The organism is Streptomyces angustmyceticus (genome assembly GCF_040701845.1).
Taxonomy (GTDB): Bacteria; Actinomycetota; Actinomycetes; order Streptomycetales; family Streptomycetaceae; genus Streptomyces; species Streptomyces angustmyceticus_A.
Genome location: NZ_JBFBHQ010000003.1, coordinates 662,947 through 687,983, shown reverse-complemented (window position 1 = coordinate 687,983; position 25,037 = coordinate 662,947). Strand labels below are relative to the sequence as shown.

Genomic DNA, 25,037 nt, shown 5'->3' with positions numbered 1-25,037 from the left:
TCCATGCGGATCGCGCCGGCGCAGGCGTACGTCGCGACGAGCGGCCCGGCCTCAGCCGGACACCGACTCGGTCCCCAGCAGCGCCACCGCACGGCGTGGATCAAGGGCGAGCCGAACCACCGTAGCCGGGACGGCGATGCCCGGAAGCAGTAGTTGCCACATCCGTTCCGTGCGCTGCGGCAGGTCCGCACGGTCGGTGCTGGCGGCCTCGGAGAAAAGTTGCATGCCGGTGCACGCCGCGACGAGGTGCTCAGCCACCTGCAGGGGATCCACTCCCGCCTGCAACTCCCCCAGCTCACGAGCCGTTTGCAGGCACTCCTCCATCACCTGGGTCCAGGCGGCGTAGGGCTTGGCCGCGTCCCCCATTCCCAGGGTGCCTGCCTCGGTGGTGAGCCGGACACCGGCGCGTAGAACAACGTCGGTCTGGAGCTGCCGCGACCACACCAAGGTGATGTCGATCAACCGCTGGAGCCCCTCGGAGTCCAGTAGCGGCAGGATCCTTTCCGACTGCCGGCTCATCACGGCACGCGCAAGCCCTTCCTTGGACCCGAAGTGGAAATAGAGGGAGCCGGCCGTGGCCCCGGCGCGCTCGAGGATCCGGTTGATGCCGGCGCCGGCATAACCCATCTCGTCGAAGACCTCAGCCGCGGCGCGCAGGATCCCCTCGCGCGTTTCCACAGCACGCTGCTGTCTTGGCTGCCGCATCGCCCCTCCAGACCAAACAGAACGATCTCTAACCTACCCCCTACCACTGAAGTCGACGACGAAGCCGCCAACTACGCCACTTTCACCCCTTATTTCCTGGCGTTTTTTCCACCTCATGAACGTTTCTTTATGGTTATTTGGGCTGAAAAAAAAGAGAGCACTCTCTACATTTAGGCACCGGCTCCCCTTCACGTCGTCGGCCGGGCGCGAGGGTCCATACGTGCCAGGGGTGAGCCTCGGAGCTTCGTACGTTTCAGGGGGAAATCCGTATGTACAGCACCATTCCGATGTACCCGACATTACTTGCAGGCGGCACTCCCGTCACAAGCGAACAGGTCCACAAGAGCACAGCCGCCGAAAAGCTGCTGACCGAGTGGCACCGGCACGAGGGCGATGGCTATGTCATACACGCGCAATGGCCGCAGGACCACCGCTTCTACGCACCTCGCCACGACCTGCTCGACCCGCTTCTGCTGGCCGAGTCGGTTCGCCAGTGCGTGCCGCTGCTCAGTCATGCGGCCTACGACGTGCCCTTCGGCCACCGCCAGTCCTGGAGCCACTTCAGTTACGCCCTCGACCCCCTGGCGCTCGCCCTCGACGCCACGTTGACGGCGGATGTGGAACTCCAGGTCGCGTGCCGGGACGTCGTGCGCCGGTCCGAGCGACTGTCCTCCTTGAACATGCAAGTCTTCGTGGTGCGCAACGGTTTGCGTGTCGGCACCGCCCAAAGCCGCTTCGTCAACCACGCGCCGGCGGTGTACAAGCGCCTGCGCGGACCCTACGCAGACCTCGACGCAGCCATTGCGCGCACCCTGCCGCTTCCCCCGCCGGCCGCCCCCACCCGGCTGGCACGAGAGAGCTTCGCCGATGTCGTGCTGTCCCCGACCAGCTCTCCACGCCGCCATCAGCTGCGAGTTGACCTCAACCACCGCGTCCTCTTCGATCACCCGGTCGACCACGCGCCCGGCATGCTGCTGCTCGAAGCAGCACGGCAGTCCGCGCACGCCGCGGTCCATCCCGCCCCCGTGTGCGCCGTCGCCATGAACGTCGCGTTCGCCCGCTACACCGAACTGGACGCGCCCTGCTGGATTCACACCGACCTTCTGCCGACGACCGGGGCGGACCACCACCGGGTCCTGGTCACCGCAGTCCAGCACAACGTCTGTGTCTTCTCCGGCATCATCACGCTGCGACAGCTGCCCCTGAGCTGAGTCCCGGGCCGTAACGAGCCGTTCCGGGACGGCGGGTGGGCACGCTCCCAGCCTGCGGCGCGTGGCCCGGCTGTCGCGCTCGGGGCGCGACGCACCCCACCCCCGTCCCGGCATGCGCAGTGGTCGGGGAACGCCTGTGGCCCGCCGGGCAAGCCTCTGCAACGTACCGTTCAGCGGGCTTTCGACGGCCACCTTGACGCGAACCGGGTAACTTCGCCCCTGAGCCGGTCACGGCGGACGACAACCTGCCGGCGCCTGCGGGAGGCGCCGAATCCCGCCGAGGCCGCGTCCCGTGAAGCCAAGTCCCCGACGGGGCACCGACCATGGGGCTTCGATGCCCACCGGCCGCACCGCGTGCGGACCGGGGACGCCCGATCGCCTTCGCTCGCCGCCCTCAGGGTGATCTCCCCAGGGCCCTGGGGAGCCCGAGGGACAGCTTCTTCACGGTCCACATCCACCTGCCGAGCCACGGCTTCGATGAGATGGATCTCCCTTGCCCCTGCCGCGGACCCAGCAGGGAAGCCCGGGTGGGAGCGTTTCGACGAAACCGGCTTGCCCGCCAGGAGTCCTCACCGGGCCCTGCGGCGACCCTGCCGTGTCCGCCCTCGCGCGCCCCTTGGATCTGATGGCACGGACCGAGGGGCACCTCAACCCCAGCAACGCCCCCGGAACAAGAAAAAGCCCAGGTCAGATGCGTCTGACCTGGGCTTTCAACCGAGCCGCCTTCGGGATTCGAACCCGAGACCTACGCATTACGAGTGCGTTGCTCTGGCCAACTGAGCTAAGGCGGCGTGGTGCGCGGCCCAGTCTACACATCGCGGAGGGGTGCTCTGTAACCGGTTTAGGAGCTGGTCAGGGGTGGGCGGGGTGAGGGGCGCGGAGGTGTGAGGCGGGTCACTTGCAGACCTTGTGCTTCGGGGGGACGGTGCCGTCGAGGAGGTAGGCGTTGATCGCGTCGTCGATGCACTTGCTGCCGCGGCCGTAGGCGGTGTGGCCGTCGCCCTCGTAGGTGAGGAGGGTGGCGCTGGAGAGCTGGGAGGCGAGGGCCTTGGCCCAGCCGTACGGGGTGGCCGGGTCGCGGGTGGTGCCGACGACGAGGATCGGGGCGGCGCCCTTGGCCTCGATGCGGTGGGCCGTGCCGGTGGGCTTGACCGGCCAGTAGGCGCAGTTCAGGGCGGCCCAGGCGAAGTTTTCGCCGAAGACCGGGGAGGCCTTGCGGAAGCTGGGCAGGGCGGCGCGGACCTGGTCGGGGCTGGTGAAGGCGGGGGCGAGGTCGAGGCAGTTGACGGCGGGGTTGGCGTACATCTGGTTGCTGTAGGTGCCGTTCGGGTCGCGCTCGTAGTAGCTGTCGGAGAAGGTGAGCAGCCCGCGGCCGTTGCCGGCCTTGGCCTGGGCGAGGTAGTCGCGCAGCAGGGGCCAGGCGCGCTGGTCGTAGAGGGCGGCGATGACGCCCGTGCTGGCGAGGGATTCGGTGAGCTTCCGGGCCTCGCCCGTGGCGGCCGGGTGCGCGTCCAGCTTTTTGAAGAGGGCGGACAGCTGCTCGCCAGCGTCCTGGGTGCTCTTGGTGCCCAGGGGGCAGTTCTTGTGCTTGATGCAGTCCTTGGCGAAGGCCGTGAAGGCGGTGTTGAAGCCGGCGGTCTGCTCGATGTTGGTGGTGCGGGAGTCGAGCTCCGGGTTCATCGCACCGTCGAGGACCATGCGGCCGACGCGGGAGGGGAAGAGACCGGCGTAGGTCGCTCCGAGGAAGGTGCCGTAGGAGGCGCCGACGTAGTTGAGCTTCTTGTCGCCCAGGACGGCGCGCAGCATGTCCATGTCGCGGGCGGCCTCGACGGTGGAGACGTGCGAGAGCAGCTTGCCGGAGCGGGACGCGCAGCCCTTGGCGAAGGCGCGGAACGCGGTGGTGAGCTTGCCGACCTCGGCCGGTGAGTCCGGGGTCTGGTCGGTCTGGGTGTAGCGGTCCATCTGCTTGTTGCCGAGGCACTCGATCGGCTGGCTGTGGTCCACGCCGCGCGGGTCCATCGCCGCCATGTCGTAGCGCGCACGGATCGCGGCGGGCTGCGGCGCGTACTGCTCCAGGTAGTCGATCGCCGAGCCGCCGGGGCCGCCGGGGTTGACCAGGAGGGAGCCGAGCCGGCTGCCGGGGCCGGTGGCCTTCCTGCGGGCCACCGCGAGCTTGATGTCGCCCGCTGCGGGGCGGGAGTAGTCCAGGGGCGCCTTCATCGTGGCGCACTGGAAGCCGCTTGCGCAGGCGTGCCAGGTCAGCTTCTGGTCGTAGTACGACCGGAGGCCGGCCGGGGTCGAGGCCGGGAGGGGCGCCAGGGTCGCTTCCTCGGCGGGGCGCTGGGCACCGGCCTCCGTGGTGCGGCCCGGGGACGCCTCGTCGGGGGACGAACTGCCCGAGGAGCAGCCGGAGATCAGCAGAGCGGTGGCCGCGAGAAAAGCGGCGGAGGTGCGGAGCAGGCGGCTGGAGGCCATGGACGGTCCCTTGGTGTCGGTCCCTGGAAGTGGAGTGGAGTGCGGAGTCGGTCCTCGGAGGTGGAGTGCGGGTGGTGGTGCGAGGGGGGAGGCGAGGGGCGGCGTTACGAAGGTCTGGTGGTGCTGATTCCTCCGGTGGCGGGTCGTGGGGTGGTGCGTGCTGCTCTTCGAGTACGGCGTGGCGGGTACTGCGCTGCGGGGCGGTGGCCGACGACTGCCGGTGGTGACCGGCGGCCGCCGAGTGGGGCAGGCGTCCACCGCACGACCTGAACGGAGAGTATCCGGATGGGAACGTTGTGTGTGCGGCTCCTTGAAGGGCGGGCCGGGTGACCGGCGGGGGGACGGGTCGGTGGGGGGGTGGTCAGCCGGCGCGGAGGGCCGTTGTCATGGCTTCGACCGCGAGGAGGGGGGCCACGTTGCGGTCCAGGGCCTCGCGGCAGGCGATCACGGCTTCTATCCGGCGGAGGGTTCGTTCGGGGGTCGAGGCGGTGGCGATGCGGTGGATGCTGTCGCGGACCTCGTCGTTGGCGAGGGGGACCGAGGCGCCCATCTGGAGGGCGAGGACGTCGCGGTAGAAGCCGGTGAGGTCGACCAGGGCGAGGTCGAGGCTGTCGCGCTGGGTACGGGTCGAGCGGCGCTTCTGCTTGTCCTGGAGTTCCTTCATGGCGCCGGCCGTGCCGCGCGGCAGGCGTCCGCCGGTGCCGGCGGCGGCGCCGAGGGCGGCGCGCAGCTCCTCGGTCTCCTTGGTGTCGACCTCCTCGGCGACCTGCTTGGCGTCCTCCCCCGCGGCGTCGATCAGCTCCTGGGCGGCCTTGAGGCAGCCGCCGATGTCGTCCACGCGGAGCGGGAGTTTGAGGACGGCGGCCCGGCGGGCCCGGGCGCGCTCGTCGGTGGCGAGGCGGCGGGCGCGGCCGATGTGCCCCTGGGTGGCGCGGGCGGCCCGGTCGGCGGCCTCGGGCTCGATGCCGTCCCGCCGGACGAGGACGTCGGCGACCGCGCCGACCGGCGGGGTGCGCAGGGAGAGGTGGCGGCAGCGGGAGCGGATGGTGGGGAGGACGTCCTCCACGGAGGGGGCGCACAGCAGCCAGACCGTACGGGGCGCGGGTTCCTCGACGGCCTTGAGGAGGACGTTGCCGGCGCCTTCGGTGAGGCGGTCGGCGTCCTCCAGGACGATCACCTGCCAGCGGCCGCCCGCCGGGGAGAGCGAGGACCGGCGGACCAGGTCACGGGTCTCCTTGACGCCGATGGAGAGCAGGTCCGTACGGACGATCTCCACGTCGGCGTGGGTGCCGACCAGCGCCGTGTGGCAGCCGTCGCAGAAGCCGCAGCCGGGGGCGCCGCCGAGGGCGCGGTCCGGGCTGACGCATTGCAGGGCGGCGGCGAAGGCGCGGGCCGCGGTGGAGCGGCCGGAGCCGGGCGGGCCCGTGAACAGCCAGGCGTGCGTCATCTGGGAGCCGCTGCCGCGGTCGGCGGACGACTCCGGCTCCGGCCGGCCGGAGCCGTGCTCGGCCGCGGCGCGCTCCGCGGTGACGAAGGCGTCCGCATCGCGGGCGGCAGCGGCCAGCTGCTCGGTCACCCGGTCCTGGCCGACCACGTCGTCCCATACCGCCATCGCTGTCCGCCGTTCCTGTCCGTGCCGTCCTGCTCGTGCCGTGCGGGGTGCGTGCGCGCCCGGGCGCACCGCACGCATTGCTCCACGCCCGACCCATTGTGGTGCAACCCACTGACAAACGAATCCGGAAGCCGGTTCCGGGCGGCCGGACGGGCGCCTTCCGGAAGCCGGAAACGGCCGTGGCCGCAGCGATTGCGCTGCGGCCACGGCCGGTCGTCCGGGTCTCCCCGATGGGCTAGCCGCGCCGTCCCCGGCCGCCGCGACGCCCGTTGTCGCCCGCGCCGTCGTCCGCGTCCTCGTCGCCGCGCGGGCCGAGCAGCTCGTCGGCGAGCGTCGGCAGATCGTCCAGCGGGGTCTCCTCCGCCCATTCGGGGCGGGGGCGGCGGGGCTGCGCGTGCTCCACCGGGTGGCCCGTCGCCGGGTCGATCTGCGGGAGTTCGCGGGTGCGCTCGACGCGCGACTCGGCGGGAGCGGAGGAGTGCCCCGAGCCGCCGTGTCCGCCGTCGCCGGCCCGCTCGCCGCCCTGCGGCGTCTCCTTGCGGAACATCCACGGCGGCACCCGGTCGGCGGGGGCGTCGCCCCGGCCCTCCTCGCCGCGTACGGGCGGCAGCACCGCGGTCTCCTCGGCGTCCGAGCCGGCGCCCCGGCCGCCCCAGGCGTCGTGCGCGTCCCGCACCGGGGGCAGCACCGCCGTCTCGTCCGCCGCACGGTCCGCCGTCCCGGGCCGCGGCGACTCCTGCGTCCGCTCACCCCCGGCGGCGGAACCGGACCGGCCGGAACCGGACGCGGCGGAGTCGTCGGGCGTATCCCCCAGACGCTTTCGCAGGTCGGCGACGTACGTCTCCGCGGTGGGCGCCTCGGCTGCCTCGGCCTCCTCGGCCGCCGCCCTGGCCTCCGCCGCGGCCGCCGCCTCGGCTGCCGCGACCCGGGCCTCCTCGGCGCGCAGCAGGGCCGCTTCGGCCTTGCGCTGCTTCTCCAGGCGGCGTTCCTCGGCCTCCTTGCGCAGCCGCGCCTCCTCCTCGTGCTGCTTGCGCAGCCGCTCCTGCTCGGCCTCGCGGGCGCGCTCCTCGGCCTCGCGCCGCTGCCGCTCCGCCTCCGCGGCCTGCCGGGCCTCCTCGGCGCGCTTGCGGGCCTCCTCGGCCTGGCGGGCCTCCTCGCGTGCCCTGGCCTCCTCGGCCTCCTGGCGCTTGCGCTCTTCTTCCTCGGCGCGCAGCTTGGCGAGCTGCTCCTGGCGCTCGCGCTCCAGGCGCTCCTCCTCCGCCTTGCGCGCGGCCTCCTCCTCGGCCTTGCGGCGGGCTTCCTCCTCGGCCGCCTTACGGGCCTCGGCCTGCGCCTGGATCTCCGCCTCGGACAGCGGGAGCACCTGGTCGAGGCGGTGGCGTACGACGGTGGTCACGGCCTCGGGCTCCTGCCCGGCGTCGACGACCAGATAGCGCGCGGGGTCGGCGGCGGCCAGCGTCAGGAAGCCGGCCCGTACCCGCTGGTGGAACTCGGCGGGCTCGGACTCCAGCCGGTCGGGTGCCTCGGTGAAGCGCTCCCGCGCGGTCTCCGGGGAGATGTCGAGCAGCACCGTCAGGTGGGGGACGAGGCCGTCGGTGGCCCAGCGGGAGATCCGGGCGATCTCCGTGGGCGCGAGGTTGCGCCCGGCGCCCTGGTAGGCGACCGAGGAGTCGATGTACCGGTCGGTGATGACGATCGCGCCGCGCTCCAGGGCGGGCCGGATGACGCTGTCGACGTGCTCGGCGCGGTCGGCGGCGAACATCAGCGCCTCCGCCCGGTCCGAGAGCCCGGACGTCGAGACGTCCAGGATGATCGAGCGCAGTCGCTTGCCGATGGCGGTGGCGCCCGGCTCGCGGGTCACCACGACCTCGTGGCCCTTGGCGCGGATCCACTCCGCGAGCGCCTCGACCTGGGTGGACTTGCCGGCGCCGTCGCCGCCTTCCAGGGCGATGAAGAAGCCGGTGGGGGCGGGCGCCTGGGCCGGGTCGCCGCCGCGCAGCGCCTCGCGCAGATCGCGCCGCAGCGGTACGCCCTGCCGGTCGTCGACCTTGCCGAGCACCAGGGCGGCGACCGGCAGCAGCAGTGCGCCGGCCAGCATCAGGGTGTAGGCGGCGCCGCCGTAGGCGAAGTCGAAGGTGCCGCTGCCGAGGTGGTGCGGGCCGATGACCGCGGCGAGCAGCGGCGCGAGGATGGCGGCCAGCGCGACCGTCAGCCGTACGACGGCGTGCAGGTGCTCGGTCGTACGGGCGCTGCGGGACTCCTCGGACTCCTGCTCCAGCAGCACATGGCCCGTATTGGCGGCGATTCCGGCGGTGACGCCGGACAGCAGCGCGAGCACCAGCACCGTCGTCGGGTCCGGGACCAGCCCCATGGCCAGCAGCCCGAGGCCGGTCGCGGCCACCGCGAGGGCGAGCAGCCGGCGGCGGGAGAGGCCGGGCAGCACCCGGTGGGCGCCGCGGATGCCGACGGCCGTACCGGCGGTCGGCGCGAGCACCAGCAGCGCGAAGGTGGCCGGTCCGCCGGCCAGGTCGTAGCCGTGCAGGACGGCGAGCGCGACGACCGCGGCGATCGCCCCGGCCACCGCGGCGCAGGACACCACCAGCAGCGGGAGCGCGCCCGTGCGGCCCTTGTCGGCGCCCGCGCGTGCGGCGTTGTTCTCCGGCCGCTCGCCGGAGCCCGGCGCTGCGGTCTTCGCTCCCGTGGCCTTCGGGCGGCGCAGCCCCTCCAGGGGGGAGCGCGGCCGCGGCGTCGGCACTCCGGGGAACTCGATGAAGTAGAGGATCGATACGGAGGCGGCGAACAGACCGGCGGCGACGTACGAGCCGAGGGCGGCCTGGTGGAGGTGGAACCAGTCGATGCCGGTGCCCAGCAGCTTGCTGACGAGGGTGACGACCACCAGGGCGGCGGCCGCGATCGGCAGCGACACGAAGCCGGTGCGCAGCGAGAGGCGGCGCAGGGCGTCCATGTTGTCGGGCAGGGGGCGTACGGCAGAGCCCTCGGGGGGCGGTGCGGGCAGCAGCCCGGGTGCGGCGCTCTCGCGCGCGACGGTCCAGAAGCGTTCGGCGACACCGGTGACGAAGACCGTGACCAGCAGCCAGGCCAGTGCGTCGTCCGGCGTCCAGTCGATCCAGAGGGGGGCGATGACCAGCAGCGCGAGCCGCAGAAGGTCGGCGCCGATCATCGTCCAGCGCCGGTCCAGCGGCCCGGAGGGCGCCGTCAGCGCCGACAGCGGGCCCAGCAGGACGGCCCCGAAGAGCAGCGTCGCCAGCATCCGGGCCGCGAAGACCGCGGTGACCGCGAGGGCCGCGCCCCGATAACCGCCGCCGAAGACGGGCTCGCCGCCCAGGGGTACGTACAACGCCGCCTGCAGGGCGAGGAGTACGAGGACAAGCATGGACAGGGCATCGCCGATGCCCCCGACAAATTGGGCGCTCCACAGTCGCTTCAATGGGGGGAAGCGGAGCAGGGCTCGCACGGCGCGCTCGCGGGAATCCGCCGCTAGGGCGCCTGATGTGGGGGTCACGACCGTTGGCTGCTCGGCACGCGTCATCCCGCCAGCCTAGCGGGATGGTCCACGCCGTCGAGCGCCCACCCGAACAAACGGGCGGGCACATCGGATCGCATCCGATGTGCCCGCCCATGTCCTGCGCTTTTACCGGCCGCGAGGCCGGGCGGCAGAGATCAGTCCTCGGCCGGCGCCGCCGTCTTCTTGGCCGCCGCCGTCTTGGCGGTGGCCTTCTTGGCGGTCGTCTTCTTCGCCGTGGTGGTCTTCTTCGCCGCGGTCTTCTTGGCGGCCGTCTTCTTCGCGGCCGTCTTCTTGGCCGGCGCCTTCTTGGCCGCCTTCTTGGCGGTCTTCTTCGCCGGCCCCTTGGCGCGCTTCTCCGCCAGCAGCTCGTAGCCGCGCTCGGCGGTGATCGTCTCGACGTCGTCGTCCCGCCGCAGCGTCGCGTTGGTCTCGCCGTCGGTGACATACGCACCGAACCGGCCGTCCTTGACCACCACCGGCTTGCCGCTGACCGGGTCCGTGCCCAGCTCCTTCAGCGGCGGCTTGGCGGCGGCCCGCCCGCGCTGCTTGGGCTGAGCGTAGATCGCCAGCGCCTCGTCGAGGGTGATCGTGAAGAGCTGCTCCTCGGTCTCCAGGGAGCGCGAGTCGGTGCCCTTCTTCAGATACGGGCCGTAGCGGCCGTTCTGCGCGGTGATCTCGACGCCCTCGGGGTCCTTGCCGACGACGCGCGGCAGCGACATCAGCTTGAGCGCCTCCGCCAGGGTCACGGTGTCCAGGGACATCGACTTGAAGAGCGAGGCGGTGCGCGGCTTGACCGCGTTCTTGCCGGTCTTCGGGGTGCCCTCGGGCAGGATCTCGGTGACGTACGGGCCGTAGCGGCCGTCCTTGGCGACGATCTGGCGGCCGCTGTCCGGGTCCATGCCCAGCTCGAAGTCGCCGCTCGGCTTGGCGAGCAGCTCCTCCGCGTACTCCACGGTCAGCTCGTCGGGCGCCAGGTCGTCGGGGACGTCGGCGCGCTGGTGGCCCTCGGCGTCCTTCTCCCCGCGCTCGACGTACGGGCCGTAGCGGCCGACGCGCAGCTTGATGTCGTCGCTGACCGGGAAGGACGAGATCTCCCGGGCGTCGATCGCGCCGAGGTCCTCGACCAGTTCCTTCAGACCGCCGAGGTGGTCGCCGTCGCCGTTGCCGGCGTCCGAGGCGGCACCCTCGGCGTCGCCCTCGCCGTAGTAGAAGCGCCGCAGCCACGGCACGGACTGCGCCTCACCGCGGGCGATGCGGTCGAGGTCGTCCTCCATCTTGGCGGTGAAGTCGTAGTCGACCAGCCGGCCGAAGTGCTTCTCCAGGAGGTTGACCACCGCGAAGGAGAGGAAGGACGGGACGAGCGCGGTGCCCTTCTTGAAGACGTAGCCGCGGTCGAGGATCGTGCCGATGATCGACGCGTAGGTCGACGGGCGGCCGATCTCGCGCTCTTCCAGCTCCTTGACCAGCGTGGCCTCGGTGTAGCGGGCGGGCGGCTTGGTGGCGTGCCCGTCGGCGGTGATCTCCTGCGCGGCCAGCGCGTCGCCCTCGGCGACCTGCGGCAGCCGGCGCTCGCGGTCGTCGAGCTCGGCGTTGGGGTCGTCGGCACCCTCCACATAGGCCTTGAGGAAGCCGTGGAAGGTGATGGTCTTGCCGGACGCGCTGAACTCGGCGTCCCGCCCGTCGGCGGACCGGCCGCCGATCTTGACGGTGACGGAGTTGCCGGTCGCGTCCTTCATCTGCGAGGCCACGGTCCGCTTCCAGATCAGCTCGTAGAGCTTGAACTGGTCGCCGGTCAGGCCGGTCTCGGCCGGGGTGCGGAAGCGGTCGCCGGAGGGGCGGATCGCCTCGTGCGCCTCCTGGGCGTTCTTGACCTTGCCGGCGTAGGTGCGCGGCTTGTCCGGGAGGTAGTCGGCGCCGTACAGCTGCGTCACCTGCGACCGGGCCGCGGCGACCGCGGTGTCCGAGAGCGTGGTGGAGTCCGTACGCATATAGGTGATGAAGCCGTTCTCGTACAGCTTCTGCGCCACCTGCATCGTGGACTTCGCGCCGAAGCCGAGCTTGCGGCTGGCCTCCTGCTGGAGGGTGGTGGTCCGGAACGGGGCGTACGGCGAGCGGCGGTAGGGCTTGGACTCGACCGAGCGCACCGCGAAATCGGTGTGCTCCAGGGCGGCGGCGAGCGCGCGGGCGTTCGCCTCGTCCAGATGGAGGACGTCGTTCTTGAGCTGCCCATTGGGACCGAAGTCACGGCCCTGGGCGATACGGCGGCCGTCGACGGTGTTCAGCCGGGCGGTCAGCACCGACGGATCGCTGGCGTCGCCCGCCCGGCCGGTGGCAAAGGTGCCGGTCAGGTCCCAGTACTCGGCGGAGCGGAACGCGATGCGCTCGCGCTCCCGCTCGACGACGAGACGGGTCGCGACGGACTGCACCCGGCCGGCCGACAGCCGGGGCATGACCTTCTTCCACAGGACCGGCGAGACCTCGTAGCCGTAGAGGCGGTCGAGGATGCGGCGGGTCTCCTGGGCGTCGACCAGCTTCTGGTTCAGGTCGCGCGGATTGGCGACGGCCTCGCGGATCGCGTCCTTGGTGATCTCGTGGAAGACCATCCGGTGGACGGGGACCTTGGGCTTGAGGATCTCCTGGAGGTGCCAGGCGATGGCCTCGCCCTCGCGGTCCTCATCTGTGGCGAGGTAGAGCTCGTCGGACTCGGCCAGCAGCTCCTTGAGCTTCTTGACCTGGTCCTTCTTGTCACTGTTGACGACGTAGATCGGCTGGAAGTCGGCGTCGACGTTCACGCCGAGGCGGGCCCAGGGCTCGCCCTTGTACTTCGCCGGGACCTCTGCGGCGCCGTTGGGCAGGTCGCGGATGTGTCCGACGCTCGCCTCGACCACGTAGCCAGGGCCGAGGTAGCCCTTGATCGTCTTCGCCTTGGCAGGCGACTCGACGATGACGAGTCGGCGGCCGCCGCCGTCTGTGGTCTCGCTGGTCGGGGACAACTTCGCTCTTCTCTCCGGTCGACGCTGGAAGTGCCCCCGGCCGGACGCCGAGGGTGCACTGCGGTGACGCTTGACGCTGCGGAGTGTGACGGTACCTCCCGGCCCCGTGTCAAACGGAAAAACCCCGCAACGCCACTCGAACGGTAACCCGACTACATGCCTTCATGCCGCCCGGACCGCATCAGGCGCTCGCCGCGGGCCCGGGGCGCGCCTTGTGGATCATGGCGGCGCCGTACCGTTCCCCGGCGCCCACCTCGGACGTTGCCCGCGCACCGCTGCCGCGGCGCCCTCGGCGGTTTCACACAGTGACGAATCCCCGGCACCTCGTCGCCCGCCCGCGGCCGCACACCGCACCGTCCGCGGACCGACGTCTGTCACGAGGCGGCGCCGGATCCCGTCATTGCCTTGATACAGCACGTGAGCGGGCTGGCAGGATGGATACGGCACGGCTCGCCGTTCGAGTCGACTGCGCACGGCTCGCTGCGCGAGTCCGGCACTGCCGTCATCACGCACTCTCGGGGGGATCAGCACCCATGGCGAACCAGTACCCCGGCCCGCCGCCGGACCAGCCGCCCGGCCGACCCGGCCAGAACCCTTACGCCAAGCCGGACGGCCCGCAGCCCGCCGGGGCCGAATACGGCTCCGGGCAGGGCGGCCGCCCCGGAGAGCCCGGGTACGGCTATCCGCAGCCCGCCTCGCCGCCGCCCCCGCAGCCCGGATACGGCTACCCGAACGACGTCCCGCAGCCGCCCCCGCCCGGTTTCCCGCCGGGTGCGCCGCCGCAGCCGGGGCCCGGCGGGTTCCAGAGCGGGACCGGGGGCTTCCAGGCGGGGGCCGGGTTCCAGGCCGGGCCGCAGCCCGGCGGGATGGCGCTGTCGCTGGGCGATATCGCGGTGAGCGGCGACACGATCATGACGCCGGCCGGGCCGATGCCGCTCAGGGGCGCGGTGTGGACGGCGACCGACATGTCGCGGACCGAGGAGAAGATGCCGGCGCACGCGGTCGTGCTGGCCATCGTCTTCTTCCTCTTCTGCCTGCTCGGGCTGCTCTTCCTGCTGATGAAGGAGCGGGTGACCACCGGGTTCGTGCAGGTCACGGTGAACAGCGGCGGGCGGCACCACTCCACGATGATCCCGGTGCAGTCCCGCGAGCAGGTGATGTTCGTGCTCAACCAGGTCAACTACGCCAGGTCGCTGAGCGTGTGAGCACCGAGGAGCCCTGGGGTCCCGCCGAGCCCGCGGAATCCACGGGGGCGTCGGTCCGGACCCGCACCGTCCGGCAGGCGGCGATCGGCTTCGGCACCGTGGCGGCGGCCGCCGTCTATCTCTGGCACACCGATCCGCACCAGCCGGGACAGCTGCTGATCCCCTGCCCGTTCAAATGGGCCACCGGGCTGCTGTGCCCGGTGTGCGGCGGGACGCGGATGGCGTACGACCTGATGCACGGCGATGTCGTGGCGGCTTTCCACGACAACGCCGTGCTGCTCACGCTGGCCGGACCGGTCGTGGCGTACGCGGTCGGGCGCCGGCTGGTCGCCGGCCTCGGCGGGCGCGTGTACCGGCCGCGGCTCTCGGCCCGCGGCAATGCCGTGGTGCTCGGCATTGCCGCGGTGTGGATGGTCGCCCGCAATCTCGTCGGCTAGGACGCGCCCGGCCGTCGGGGACGGTCCGGGCGCGGTCCGGGACGTCCGGCGTCAGCGCACGGTGACCTTGACCACCGGGGAGACGGTGCTGCCGGCGCCCATGCGGAGCTGGTTGACGCCCTTGATGCCGAGCTTGACCCGCACCGAGTACGTACCGCTGGCGTTGACCGGCACCTGGGCGGGCAGCGAGACCCACTTGGTGCCCTGCTTCTGCTGGACGGTGACCTTGGTGCCGGCCTTGATCCCCTTGGCGGTGCCGGAGATCCGGAACTCCTGCCAGGCGTTGACCGTGGTCGCGCTGGCCTTGGCCGTCAGGGAAGCGGCGGCCGGGGCGGTGGCCACGACCGGCGTGGGCGAGTGCAGGTGCTGGGGAGCGGCGAAGGCCGCTGCCGAGCCGCCGGCGAGCAGGGAGACGGCGACAGCGCCGACGGTGGCGTAGCGGAATGCGCGGTTCATATGGATTCCTCACTCAAGGGTCGGTGAGCCTGCCGGTCATGGGTGACCTTCACTGAGGAACATGTCCAACCGAGCCGGAAAGTTCCCTCGTACCGTCACACATCGGCCATCTGTCACAGATCTGGCCGGAAGTGAACGGAGCGACACGCAACGGAAGTTGAGGCACCGTCCCGTCGTGGCACCCCACGCGACGCCTCACACCTCACAGCACGGCTCACGTCTCACGGCCCGGCTCGTGGCTCACAGCCCGGCGCGTGGCTCGCCTCGCACCACGGCTCACAACCCGCCCCGCGCCACCGCTCCCGGCACGGCCCATCGTTCACGACTACACGGTCGCCAGCAACCAACCGCCCGTGACCAGGAAGGCCACCCCGCACAGCAGCGCCGTCACGGTGGCGACCGGACGGCTGACGCCCTCGGCGACCGGCGCACCGGTCCGTGCGCAGACGCCCGTCCACACCAGCAGTGCGGCGCCGAACAGCGCGAACGCCGCACCGGCAAAGACCTCGGGTCCACTCTCCATGCGGGCAGCCTGGCACTCCGGGGCGGCATCCCGGCGAACGCCGGATGAACGACATCCGCCGTGTCCCGCCGCCCCGGACCCCTGTCAGCCGTCCGCGGCCACCGGCTCCAGGAACCCCTGCTCGACCAGCATCCGGATCGAGGCCGGCGTACGGTCCCGGAGCAGCACCGGGTCCTCGCCGACGAGTTGGGCGATGGCGTCCAGGATCCGTCCGGCCGGGAGCGAGCCGTCACACACCCCGGCGAAGCCCGCGCCGACCGTGTCCACCTTCGTCGCCCGCCGCATCCCGCGGTTCTGACGCAGCACCACATGCTCGGGGTCCTCCGCCCCGGGCAGCCCGACCTGCTCCTGCACCACCTCGTCGGCGAGCCGGAAGTGCCCGGCGAGCAGCGCCGCGTCGTCCGTGGCCCGCAGGTAGTCCTGGCGCTCGAAGTGCCGTACGACCGACTCCCCCAGCGGCTGTTCCACCGGGTGCGGCCATTCCTCGACCGTGATCGAGGGGGAGTCCGACCCGGACTTGCGCAGCGTGATCCAGCCGAAGCCGATGGCCTTCGTCCTGCGCGCCTCGAACTCGTCGAGCCAGGCGCCGTACCGCGCGGCATACGCCTCGTCACCGGCGCGGTGGTCGCCCGCGTCGCGCAGCCACAGCTCGGCGTACTGGGCGACGTCCTGCACCTCGCGCTGCACGATCCACGCGTCGCAGCCGCGCGGCACCCAGGAGCGCAGCCGGTCCTGCCACTCCTCGCCCGCCACATGCTGCCAATTGGCCAGCAGCTGGCAGTACCCGCCGTCGTTGAGGTGCGCGGCGGCCTGCTGGACGATCGTGCGGCACAGGTCGTCGCCGCCCATACCGCCGTCGCGGTAGGTGAGCCGGGCGCCCGGCGAGATCACGAACGGCGGGTTGGACACGATCAGGTCGTACGTCTCGTCCCCCACGGGCTCGAACAGCGAGCCCTCCCGCAGATCCGCCGGCCCCGCCCCGGAGAGCGCCAGGGTCAGCGCGGCGATCCGCAGCGCCCGTGGGTTGAGGTCGGTGCCCGTGACACGGGTGGCGTGCTGGGCGGCGTGCAGCGCCTGGATGCCGGAGCCCGTGCCGAGGTCGAGTGCCTTGCCGGCCGGCCTGCGCACGGTGATTCCCGCGAGGGTCGTGGAGGCACCGCCGACCCCGAGCACCAGCTGCGCGCGGTCCGCCTCCCCGGCGCCCCGGATGCCGCCGGCGCCACCGACCGCGCAGCCCAGGTCGGAGACGATCCACCAGTCCTGCCCCTCGGGGCCGCCGTACGGGCGCACGTCCACACTGGCGCGCAGCTCGTCGCCGTCCTGCACCAGCCAGCCGTCGGCGAGGCAGTCCGCGACCGGCAGGGCGGCCTGCGCCTGCCGCAGCTCCACCGGGCGCTGCAGCAGGAACAGCCGCACCAGGGTCTCCAACGGGCTGCCGCCGCGCGTCGCCCGCAGGGCGGGGACGGTCTCGCTGCGCGCCAGCGCGGCATAGGCCGGCGCGCCGAGCAGATCCAGCAGCCCGTCGGCGGTGTAGGCGGCGGCCAGCAGCGCCTCGCGCAGCCGGGCGGTGCGGGCGTTGCTCTCGGGGTCCTGGACATCGGCGGTGGGGAGGTGCGTACTCACGCCCACCATTGTCGGCCCTGCCACCGACAATCGGCGACGGCCCGGCGCCACGCCCCTCTCGGGCGCGTCGCCGGGCCGTACGAAGCCGTTGCCGTGCACCTGCGCCGCGGGTCTTCCCGCTCACGCCCGGCTACGGCGCCGGGTCACGCCCAGGAGGCCGCGCCCTACGACTTCTTGGACTGCGTGGGGGCCGGGGAGCCCGACGCGGCCGGGTTCTGGCAGCCCTTCTGGGCGGCCATCGCCTTGCCGACGTCGCCGGACTCCAGGTTCTTGAAGGCCGCCTCGCTCTGCTTGTTGAGCTTGTTGATGCCGCTGGACAGGTCGCGCAGACCGTCCGCGAACTTGAGCTTGTCCGAGGTGTCGAGGTTGTTGACCTGCTTCTGGAGGCCCGCGTAGCCCTTGGAGAGCGAGTTGAGCTCCTTGACGGCGTTCTGCTGTGCCTGCTTGCCCTGGTCGGTGGGCGGCGGCCCGGCCTTCTCCAGGGACTTGGCCAGCGAGGCGTAGGCCTGGGAAATCTTCTGGAAGGCCGCCGAGTCGGTCTGCTGGACCTTCTTGGAGTCCGTGCTGCCGTTGTCGGCCGTCTGCATGGCGCCGTTGGCGTCCTGGATCTGCTTGAACTGAGCCTGCGCAGGGTCGCAGAAACTCTTCGCCCAGTCATTGAGCTTCTTGTTGCTGTCGTCGCTGCAGCCGGTCAGCGCGAGCACCAGTGCCGCACCGCCGGACAGTGCAGCCACAAGCTTCTTGTTCACCGGATTGGTCCCTTCCATGGCTCTCGGCCCCGGAACATACACGTCCAAAGGGCCTCGGCCACCGGTCGGGCATCCCGCCCTGCCCTCATTGCAGCCATTTGCACCAAGGACCGCAGGGCCACCCGGGCAAGCGGAAGGCGGGCGGCCGGCGTCCGCAAAATACGCCGTCCACCCGCCCAGTTGAGCGGTCCGCACGCCCCGTTGGAGGTCTCTCCCGGCTAGGACGCCACCGCCGTCGTGGCGGACTTGGCGATGTTCTCCGGGTCTTCGGAGTTGTCTTCGTCACCCACGGCGATTCCGCGCCGCTTGGAGACGTAGACCGCACCGACGATGACTCCGATCGCCAGCAGGGAGACGACGATCCGCACGCCCGTGCTCTTGTCCTGGCCGTATGAGAACTTCACCACAGCGGGCGCGATCAGCAGCGCCACCAGGTTCATGACCTTCAGCAGCGGGTTGATCGCCGGGCCCGCGGTGTCCTTGAACGGGTCGCCGACGGTGTCGCCGATGACGGTCGCGGCATGCGCCTCGCTGCCCTTGCCGCCGTGGTGGCCGTCCTCGACGAGCTTCTTGGCGTTGTCCCACGCGCCACCGGAGTTGGCGAGGAAGACCGCCATCAGCGTGCCGGTGCCGATCGCACCCGCCAGGAACGAGCCGAGCGCGCCGACCCCGAGGGAGAAACCGACCGCGATCGGCGTGAGCACGGCCAGCAGCCCGGGAGTGGCCAGCTCGCGCAGCGCGTCCTTGGTGCAGATGTCGACCACCCGGCCGTATTCGGGCTTCTCGGTGTAGTCCATGATCCCGGGGTGCTCCCGGAACTGCCGGCGCACTTCGAAGACCACCGCTCCCGCCGACCGCGACACCGCGTTGATCGCCAGCCCGGAGAACAGGAACACGACCGAGGCGCCGAGGATCAGCCCGACCAGGTTGTTGGGCTGCGAGATGTCCAGGCTGAGCCCCATCCCGCTCGCGGCGCTGCCGATGTCCCGTACGGCGGTCGCGATCGCGTCCCGGTACGAGCCGAAGAGCGCGGCCGCGGCCAGTACGGCGGTCGCGATGGCGATGCCCTTGGTGATGGCCTTGGTGGTGTTGCCCACCGCGTCCAGGTCGGTCAGCACCTGCGCGCCGTCACCGGTGACATCGCCGGACATCTCGGCGATGCCCTGCGCGTTGTCGGAGACCGGCCCGAAGGTGTCCATCGCCACGATCACGCCGACGGTGGTCAGCAGACCGGTGCCGGCCAGCGCCACCGCGAACAGCGCCAGCATGATGGAGGCACCGCCCAGCAGGTACGCCCCGTAGACGGCCAGGCCGATCAGCACCGCCGAGTAGACCGCCGACTCCAGGCCGATGGAGATGCCGGACAGCACGACCGTGGCCGGACCGGTCAGCGAGGTCTTCCCGATGTCCCGGACGGGACGCCGGGTGGTCTCGGTGAAGTAGCCGGTCAGCTGCTGGATCAGCGCGGCCAGCACGATGCCGATGGCGACCGCCACCAGCGCCAGCATCCGCGGGTCGCCGCTGGTGCCCAGGACCTCGGTGTCGGTGACACCGGTCAGGTCCTGGTAGCTGGACGGCAGGTAGGTGAACACCGCGACGGCCACCAGCACCAGCGAGATGCCCGCGGAGACGAAGAAGCCGCGGTTGATCGCCGTCATCCCGCTGCGGTCGCTGCGCCGGGGCGCGACGACGAAGATGCCGATCATCGCGGTGAGCACACCGATGGCCGGGACCAGCAGCGGGAACGCGAGACCGGCGTCGCCGAAGGCCGCCGTGCCCAGGATGAGGGCGGCGACCAGGGTCACCGCGTACGACTCGAAGAGGTCGGCGGCCATACCGGCGCAGTCACCGACGTTGTCGCCCACGTTGTCCGCGATGGTCGCGGCGTTGCGCGGGTCGTCCTCGGGGATGCCCTGCTCGACCTTGCCGACCAGGTCGGCGCCGACGTCCGCGGCCTTGGTGAAGATGCCGCCGCCGACCCTCATGAACATCGCGATCAGCGCGGCGCCGAGCCCGAAGCCCTCCAGCACCTTGGGCGCGTCGACGGCGTACACGAGCACCACGCAGGACGCGCCGAGCAGGCCCAGGCCCACGGTGAACATGCCGACGACGCCACCGGTACGGAATGCGATCTTCATCGCCTTGTGGGAGACGGCCGTAAGATCCTTTTTCTTGGTATCGCCCTCGGCCGGCGTGGCTTCCCGTGCGGCCGCCGCGACGCGCACATTGCTGCGCACGGCGAGCCACATACCGATATAGCCGGTGGCCGCCGAGAAACCGGCGCCGATCAAGAAGAAGGCGCTGCGTCCGGCGCGCTGCGTCCAATTTTCCGCGGGCAGCAGCATGAGCAGGAAGAACACCACGACGGCGAATACGCCGAGAGTCCGCAACTGCCGCGCCAGGTAGGCATTTGCGCCTTCCTGCACGGCCGCCGCGATCTTCTTCATACTGTCGGTTCCCTCACCGGCCGCGAGCACTTGGCGGACCAGCACCGCCGCGACAGCCAGCGCCGCCAGGGCGACGACGGCGATCACCAGCACGATGACGCGGTTGCCCGCCGTGAGTGAGGGCCCGGCCAGAAAAGTGGGGGTGTCAAGCAACTGAGGGGTGTAAGGCCCCGCCATTCGTCCTCCTTGACGTTTGGCACATGGGCGCGCGGAAGCACGCTCAGGCGTCCTGAGCAAGATGTGGACGGATTGTAGGGAGCCACGGTTGATCAAAACAGTACGCGTCAAAGGGAATTCGCCGGTAGCAGCGAAGATCAAAAGGCCGACGCCGTACGGAATTCGCCCGGACGAAGGAAAGCGCCAAATTCGCTGACCACCGCCCGATGATCTCTCTGTCGTACTGATCGTCCGGCGATCGCCATCTGATCGTCGCTGCTCAAGGACGCCACCCCGGAATCCGGGACGGCGCGGCCCCGTGTGACGCGGGAGAGAATTGATCGGCCCGTCTTCGGCCGAACGGGTGCCCCAGGGAGCACGGACCGCACTCCACCACCCGCTGAGTCCCCATCAGATCGAGTCCGGATCGCAACGCAGGAGACGGCGGGAAGGCATGGGGCCGGCGGTGCGGTGGGGGCCGCACCGCCGGGCTCACGGGGCGGCTGCGGGGTGCCTGCGCGGGCGCCTGCGTCACGGGCCGGGACAGCGCATGGCTCCGGGTCCCTCGGGCACACGGGCACACGGGCACACGGGCACACGGGCACACGGGCACACGGGCACACGGGCACACGGCGAGAGGGTGAGGCCGGTGGGGCACGACGGGAAGGCCGAGGAACGGGGTCGAGCAGGCGGACGTCCCGGACAGGTGGGCGGCCTGGATGCGTGGACGTCCGGGATCCGCAGTGACGACCCGGGCGCCGGGCCAGGGGCGTGGGCCAGGGGCGTGGGCCGGGGGCATGGAGCCCCCGATCAGCGCACCATCGGCTGGGGGCGGCCGGCGCCCTCGACCGGGTACGGCCTTGCAGCCGGGTATGGCCTAGCGACCGGGTGCGTCCTAGCAGCCGGGTGCGGCCTTGCGACCGGCAGCGACGTGCGGCCGGCAGCGGCGAAAGAGGCTCGCAGGCCCCTCAGGCATCACGGGGCGCGTCCTCAGCCGCTACGGACGGGGCAGGCCTTCCACAGGCCCTCTCAGGGACTCCCGGCCTCCCCGGGACACCCTCCGGATGCTCCCGGCGCTCCGCCGGGGCGCTACGGCAGGACCGGAGCCGTATTGGTGGGCCAGGTCATGCGGATCAGCCCGCCGTCCTTGCCGGCGGTCACCTCGACATCGTCGACCAGCCCGCTGATCACCGCGAGGCCCATTTCGTCCTCGCCCTCGGCGTCGCTTTCCGCGGCGCCCTCGGAATCGTCGCCGCCCCGCGCGCCGGACGTACCGGAGTCGCCGGAGACGCCGTCGCCGACCTCGATCGAGAACTTCTTCTCGTCCTCGATCAGCAGGACGCGGACGGGCTCCGCGATGTCATGGCTCTCGTGCAGCCCGACGGCCCGGCTGCAGGCCTCACCGACGGCGAGCCGCACCTCGTCCAGCACCGCCTCGTCCACCCCGGCGCGCCGTGCCACGGCAGCCGCGACCAGACGCGCGGTGCGGACGTGCTCGGGAAGGGCGCTGAAGCGAAGTTCGACGGTGGCCATGCCATCCCCCTCGTTATGCGGGCGTGCGACGCAGGGGGCCGGACACCGTGTCCGGAACCCCCTACTGCTTCCTCCCCCCGCGCCCGATGGCGCGGGGGACCGGCGAAACCGTCAGTCGGTAGCTGCGACGGCTTCGTCGACCGAGGTGTGAATCGGGAACACCTTGGTCAGTCCGGTGATTCGGAAGATCTTGAGAATGCGCTCCTGGTTGCAGACCAGGCGCAGCGAGCCCTCATGGGCACGCACCCGCTTGAGTCCGCCGACCAGCACGCCGAGCCCAGTGGAGTCGAGGAAGTCGACACGTTCCATGTCCACCACGAGGTGGTAGCTTCCGTCGTTCACAAGCTCGACCAGCTGCTCCCGCAGCTTGGGCGCGGTGTATACATCAATCTCGCCACCGACCTCGACGACCGTACGGTCGCCAACGGTCCGGGTCGACAGGGACAGGTCCACGGATCCTCCAGCACCTTGCTATCGAGCGGTCGCCCCCCTGGGGCCTCCCCACCGAAGGTAGGGGCGGATCTGGCAGCCGCGATGGCATTCAATCACTTACCGGCAGGCGTGCACGACGCCCTTTGAGCATTGTCCGTCACTCCGGTGACACACTCGGTGCCGATGGCCTCCAATCCAGTCCCGCCGGATGCGGGCGCGCGCCCTTCCCCAGGCATGATTCTCGAACGTCTCGCCCGGGGCGCGACCCGCGCTGCGCGCATCACTCATACGGAGCACTTGCCCCCGCGCATTGGCAGCCATGCCGACTGGCCGGAACAGATCCGGCCGGAAGTGATCGCTGCCATCCGTTCGGCCGGAATCGATCGTCCCTGGGCCCACCAGGCACGGACATCCGAACACGCACTGCGCGGCGAGTCGGTCGTCGTGGCCACCGGCACCGCCTCGGGGAAGTCCCTGGCGTATCTCGCGCCGGTCCTCTCCCGGCTCCTGGACGGCTCGGAGGCGCCGAACGGGCGGGGCGCCACGGCCCTGTATCTGGCCCCCACGAAGGCGCTGGCGGCCGATCAGCGGCGTGCCGTACGCGAACTGGCCGCCCCGCTGGGCACCGCCGTCCGGCCCGCGGTCTACGACGGCGACACCCCCGTCGAGGAGCGTGAATGGGTCCGCCAGTACGGCAACTACGTGCTGACCAACCCCGACATGCTGCATCACGGCATCCTGCCGGCCCACGCCCGCTGGTCCTCCTTCCTGCGCGCGCTGCGCTATGTCGTCATCGACGAATGCCACAGCTACCGCGGTGTCTTCGGCTCCCACGTCGCACAGGTCATCCGCCGGCTGCGCCGCGTCTGCGCCCGCTACGGCTCCGAGCCGGTCTTCCTGCTCGCCTCCGCCACGGCCGCGGAGCCGGCCCAAGCCGCGACCCGGCTCACCGGTCTGCCCGTGGTGGAAATCACCGAGGACACCTCGCCGCGCGGCGAGTTGGCGTTCGCGCTGTGGGAGCCGCCGCTCACCGAGCTCCACGGCGAGCAGGGCGCCCCGGTGCGCCGGACGGCCACCGCCGAGACCGCCGACCTGCTCACCGACCTCGCCGTCCAGGGCGTACGCACCGTCGCCTTCGTCCGCTCCCGGCGCGGCGCCGAGCTGATCGCGCTGATCGCACAGGAGCGGCTCGCGGAGGTGGACCGCTCGCTGCCCGGGCGCATCGCCGCGTACCGGGGCGGATATCTGCCCGAGGAGCGCCGGGCCCTGGAACGCGCGCTGCACAGCGGCGAGCTCCTCGGCCTGGCCGCCACCACCGCGCTCGAACTGGGCGTGGACGTCTCCGGTCTGGACGCCGTGGTCATCGCCGGCTATCCGGGCACCCGGGCGTCCCTGTGGCAGCAGGCCGGCCGGGCGGGCCGCTCCGGGCAGGGCGCTCTCGCCGTGCTCGTGGCCCGCGACGACCCGCTGGACACCTACCTCGTCCACCACCCCGAGGCGCTCTTCGACCAGCCCGTCGAATCCACCGTCCTCGACCCCGACAACCCGTACGTGCTCGCCCCGCACCTGTGCGCGGCCGCCTCCGAACTTCCGCTCACCGCATCCGACTTCGCACACTTCGGGACCGCGGCCGCCGGACTGATGCCGCAGCTGGAGGCCGCGAACCTGCTGCGGCGGCGTGCCAGGGCCTGGCACTGGACGCGCCGCGAGCGGGCCGTCGACCTCACCGACATCCGCGGCCAGGGCGGCTCGCCGGTGCAGGTCGTGGAGGACGGCACCGGACGGCTGCTGGGCACCGTGGACGCCGCCGCCGCGCACACCACCGTCCACGACGGCGCGGTCCACCTCCACCAGGGCCGTACCTATGTCGTGCGGCACCTCGACCTGGCGGACAACGTGGCGCTCGTCGAGGAGGCCCATCCGCCCTATTCCACGACCGCCCGTGACACCACCGCCATCGCCATCCTGGAGACCGACACCGAGGTCCCCTGGGGGGACGGCCGGCTGTGCTTCGGTTCCGTGGAGGTCACCAACCAGGTCGTCTCCTTCCTGCGCCGCAAACTGATCACCGGCGAGGTCCTGGGCGAGACCAAGCTCGATCTGCCGCCCCGTACGCTGCGCACCCGCGCGGTGTGGTGGACGGTCACCGAGGACCAGCTCGACGCCGCGCGCGTCAATCCCGAGCAGCTCGGCGGCGCGCTGCACGCCGCGGAACACGCCTCCATCGGCATGCTGCCGCTCTTCGCCACCTGCGACCGCTGGGACATCGGCGGTGTCTCCGTGCCGCTCCACCCGGACACCCTGCTGCCGACCGTCTTCGTCTACGACGGCCATCCCGGCGGCGCCGGATTCGCCGAACGCGCCTTCCACACCGCCGCCGACTGGCTCACCGCCACCCGCGACGCCATCGCCTCCTGCGAATGCGAGGCCGGCTGCCCTTCCTGCATCCAGTCCCCCAAGTGCGGCAACGGCAACGAGCCCCTCCACAAGCGGGGCGCCATCCGGTTGCTGGGCGAACTGCTGCGCGGAGCGCCGCGGGAGGACACCCCCTGACGGTCGGCCGCGGCCGACGGACACAGCCGTGGGCGGGCGGGCCGGCGCCGGTGCCGGGGCACTGGTGGGCGCCTTCGGCCTCGTCCGGTTCGTTGTGTCGGCGCACCCCGTCGGCGCGGCCCGGCTCCGCGGCGGGACAGCGTGCCCTGGCGGCATGGCCCTGCTCGGCGCCGGGGCAGGGCGCCTGGCAGCACGGGCTGGTTCGGCGCCAAGGCGGTGTGCCCCGACGGCCCTGCGCGGCTCGACGCCAGGCCAGCTCGCCTCACCCCGCACGGCCCGGCTCAGCACCGTGACACCATGCCTCGGCAGCCCTGCCCGGCTCGGCGCCAGGCCAGCTTGCCCCCGCCGGCACAGCCTTGTTCGACGCCGGGGCGCTACGCCCCTCAGCCCGGCTCGGCTCG

16 protein-coding genes and 1 tRNA gene are annotated in these 25,037 nt (G+C 71.7%); 4 read left to right on the top strand and 13 right to left on the bottom strand.

Annotated features, from left to right (window positions below; all coding sequences use genetic code 11):
- Positions 1 to 51: 51 nt before the first annotated feature.
- Positions 52 to 678: a ScbR family autoregulator-binding transcription factor gene (locus tag AB0411_RS10425; protein ID WP_403146038.1), complete on the bottom strand. Its 627-nt coding sequence runs from the start codon at positions 676 to 678 to the stop codon at positions 52 to 54.
- A gap of 296 nt (positions 679 to 974) precedes the next feature.
- Here AB0411_RS10425 and AB0411_RS10420 point away from each other — a divergent pair, with 296 nt between their 5' ends.
- On the top strand, positions 975 to 1,916 hold the full coding sequence (locus AB0411_RS10420; protein WP_366416821.1) for a ScbA/BarX family gamma-butyrolactone biosynthesis protein: 942 nt from the start codon (positions 975 to 977) through the stop codon (positions 1,914 to 1,916).
- Positions 1,917 to 2,633: 717 nt separating this feature from the next.
- Here AB0411_RS10420 and AB0411_RS10415 read toward each other — a convergent pair.
- The 5 genes from AB0411_RS10415 to topA all read right to left on the bottom strand — a co-directional run bounded on the left by AB0411_RS10415 (position 2,634) and on the right by topA (position 12,522).
- Positions 2,634 to 2,707, bottom strand: a tRNA-Thr gene (locus AB0411_RS10415).
- A gap of 103 nt (positions 2,708 to 2,810) precedes the next feature.
- Entirely contained in the window at positions 2,811 to 4,391 is a 1,581-nt protein-coding gene (locus AB0411_RS10410; RefSeq protein WP_366416820.1) for an alpha/beta hydrolase, read from the bottom strand.
- Between the two features lie 361 nt (positions 4,392 to 4,752).
- A complete protein-coding gene (locus tag AB0411_RS10405) occupies positions 4,753 to 6,003 on the bottom strand; it encodes a DNA polymerase III subunit delta' (protein WP_366416819.1) in 1,251 nt (416 codons plus the stop codon).
- 235 nt (positions 6,004 to 6,238) lie between these two features.
- Positions 6,239 to 9,553, bottom strand: a complete 3,315-nt coding sequence (gene tmk / locus AB0411_RS10400) for a dTMP kinase (protein WP_366416818.1) — start codon at positions 9,551 to 9,553, stop codon at positions 6,239 to 6,241.
- Between the two features lie 131 nt (positions 9,554 to 9,684).
- Positions 9,685 to 12,522, bottom strand: a complete 2,838-nt coding sequence (topA, locus tag AB0411_RS10395) for a type I DNA topoisomerase (RefSeq protein WP_366416817.1) — start codon at positions 12,520 to 12,522, stop codon at positions 9,685 to 9,687.
- A gap of 533 nt (positions 12,523 to 13,055) precedes the next feature.
- Between topA and AB0411_RS10390 the strand changes: the two genes are divergently transcribed.
- Both AB0411_RS10390 and AB0411_RS10385 read left to right on the top strand, forming a co-directional pair.
- Positions 13,056 to 13,727, top strand: coding sequence for a hypothetical protein (locus tag AB0411_RS10390; RefSeq protein ID WP_366416816.1), 672 nt, complete (start codon positions 13,056 to 13,058; stop codon positions 13,725 to 13,727).
- Complete coding sequence (locus AB0411_RS10385) at positions 13,724 to 14,164, top strand: DUF2752 domain-containing protein (protein WP_366416815.1); 441 nt, start codon at positions 13,724 to 13,726, stop codon at positions 14,162 to 14,164. The genes AB0411_RS10390 and AB0411_RS10385 overlap by 4 nt, the downstream gene beginning before the upstream one ends.
- 51 nt (positions 14,165 to 14,215) lie before the next feature.
- Here AB0411_RS10385 and AB0411_RS10380 read toward each other — a convergent pair whose 3' ends face one another.
- The 7 genes from AB0411_RS10380 to bldG form a co-directional block, all read right to left on the bottom strand.
- Positions 14,216 to 14,620, bottom strand: coding sequence for a hypothetical protein (locus tag AB0411_RS10380; protein ID WP_366416814.1), 405 nt, complete (start codon positions 14,618 to 14,620; stop codon positions 14,216 to 14,218).
- A 325-nt stretch (positions 14,621 to 14,945) separates the two neighbouring features.
- Positions 14,946 to 15,143 (bottom strand): hypothetical protein, encoded by a 198-nt coding sequence (locus AB0411_RS10375; protein ID WP_366416813.1) that lies wholly within the window; start codon positions 15,141 to 15,143, stop codon positions 14,946 to 14,948.
- An 84-nt stretch (positions 15,144 to 15,227) separates the two neighbouring features.
- Positions 15,228 to 16,775: a DUF7059 domain-containing protein gene (locus AB0411_RS10370; protein WP_437041578.1), complete on the bottom strand. Its 1,548-nt coding sequence runs from the start codon at positions 16,773 to 16,775 to the stop codon at positions 15,228 to 15,230.
- 155 nt (positions 16,776 to 16,930) lie between these two features.
- The gene (locus AB0411_RS10365) at positions 16,931 to 17,515 is read right to left on the bottom strand and encodes a small secreted protein (RefSeq protein WP_366416811.1); all 585 of its coding nucleotides are present in this window, start codon (positions 17,513 to 17,515) and stop codon (positions 16,931 to 16,933) included.
- Positions 17,516 to 17,733: 218 nt separating this feature from the next.
- Positions 17,734 to 20,139, bottom strand: coding sequence for a sodium-translocating pyrophosphatase (locus AB0411_RS10360; protein ID WP_366416810.1), 2,406 nt, complete (start codon positions 20,137 to 20,139; stop codon positions 17,734 to 17,736).
- Positions 20,140 to 21,207: 1,068 nt separating this feature from the next.
- A complete protein-coding gene (locus AB0411_RS10355; protein WP_366416809.1) occupies positions 21,208 to 21,651 on the bottom strand; it encodes an ATP-binding protein in 444 nt (147 codons plus the stop codon).
- Positions 21,652 to 21,762: 111 nt separating this feature from the next.
- Positions 21,763 to 22,104 (bottom strand): anti-sigma factor antagonist BldG, encoded by a 342-nt coding sequence (gene bldG / locus AB0411_RS10350; protein WP_004571875.1) that lies wholly within the window; start codon positions 22,102 to 22,104, stop codon positions 21,763 to 21,765.
- A gap of 162 nt (positions 22,105 to 22,266) precedes the next feature.
- On the opposite strand from bldG, the gene AB0411_RS10345 reads away from it, so the two are divergent.
- Positions 22,267 to 24,636, top strand: a complete 2,370-nt coding sequence (locus AB0411_RS10345) for a DEAD/DEAH box helicase (RefSeq protein ID WP_366416808.1) — start codon at positions 22,267 to 22,269, stop codon at positions 24,634 to 24,636.
- Positions 24,637 to 25,037: the final 401 nt, after the last annotated feature.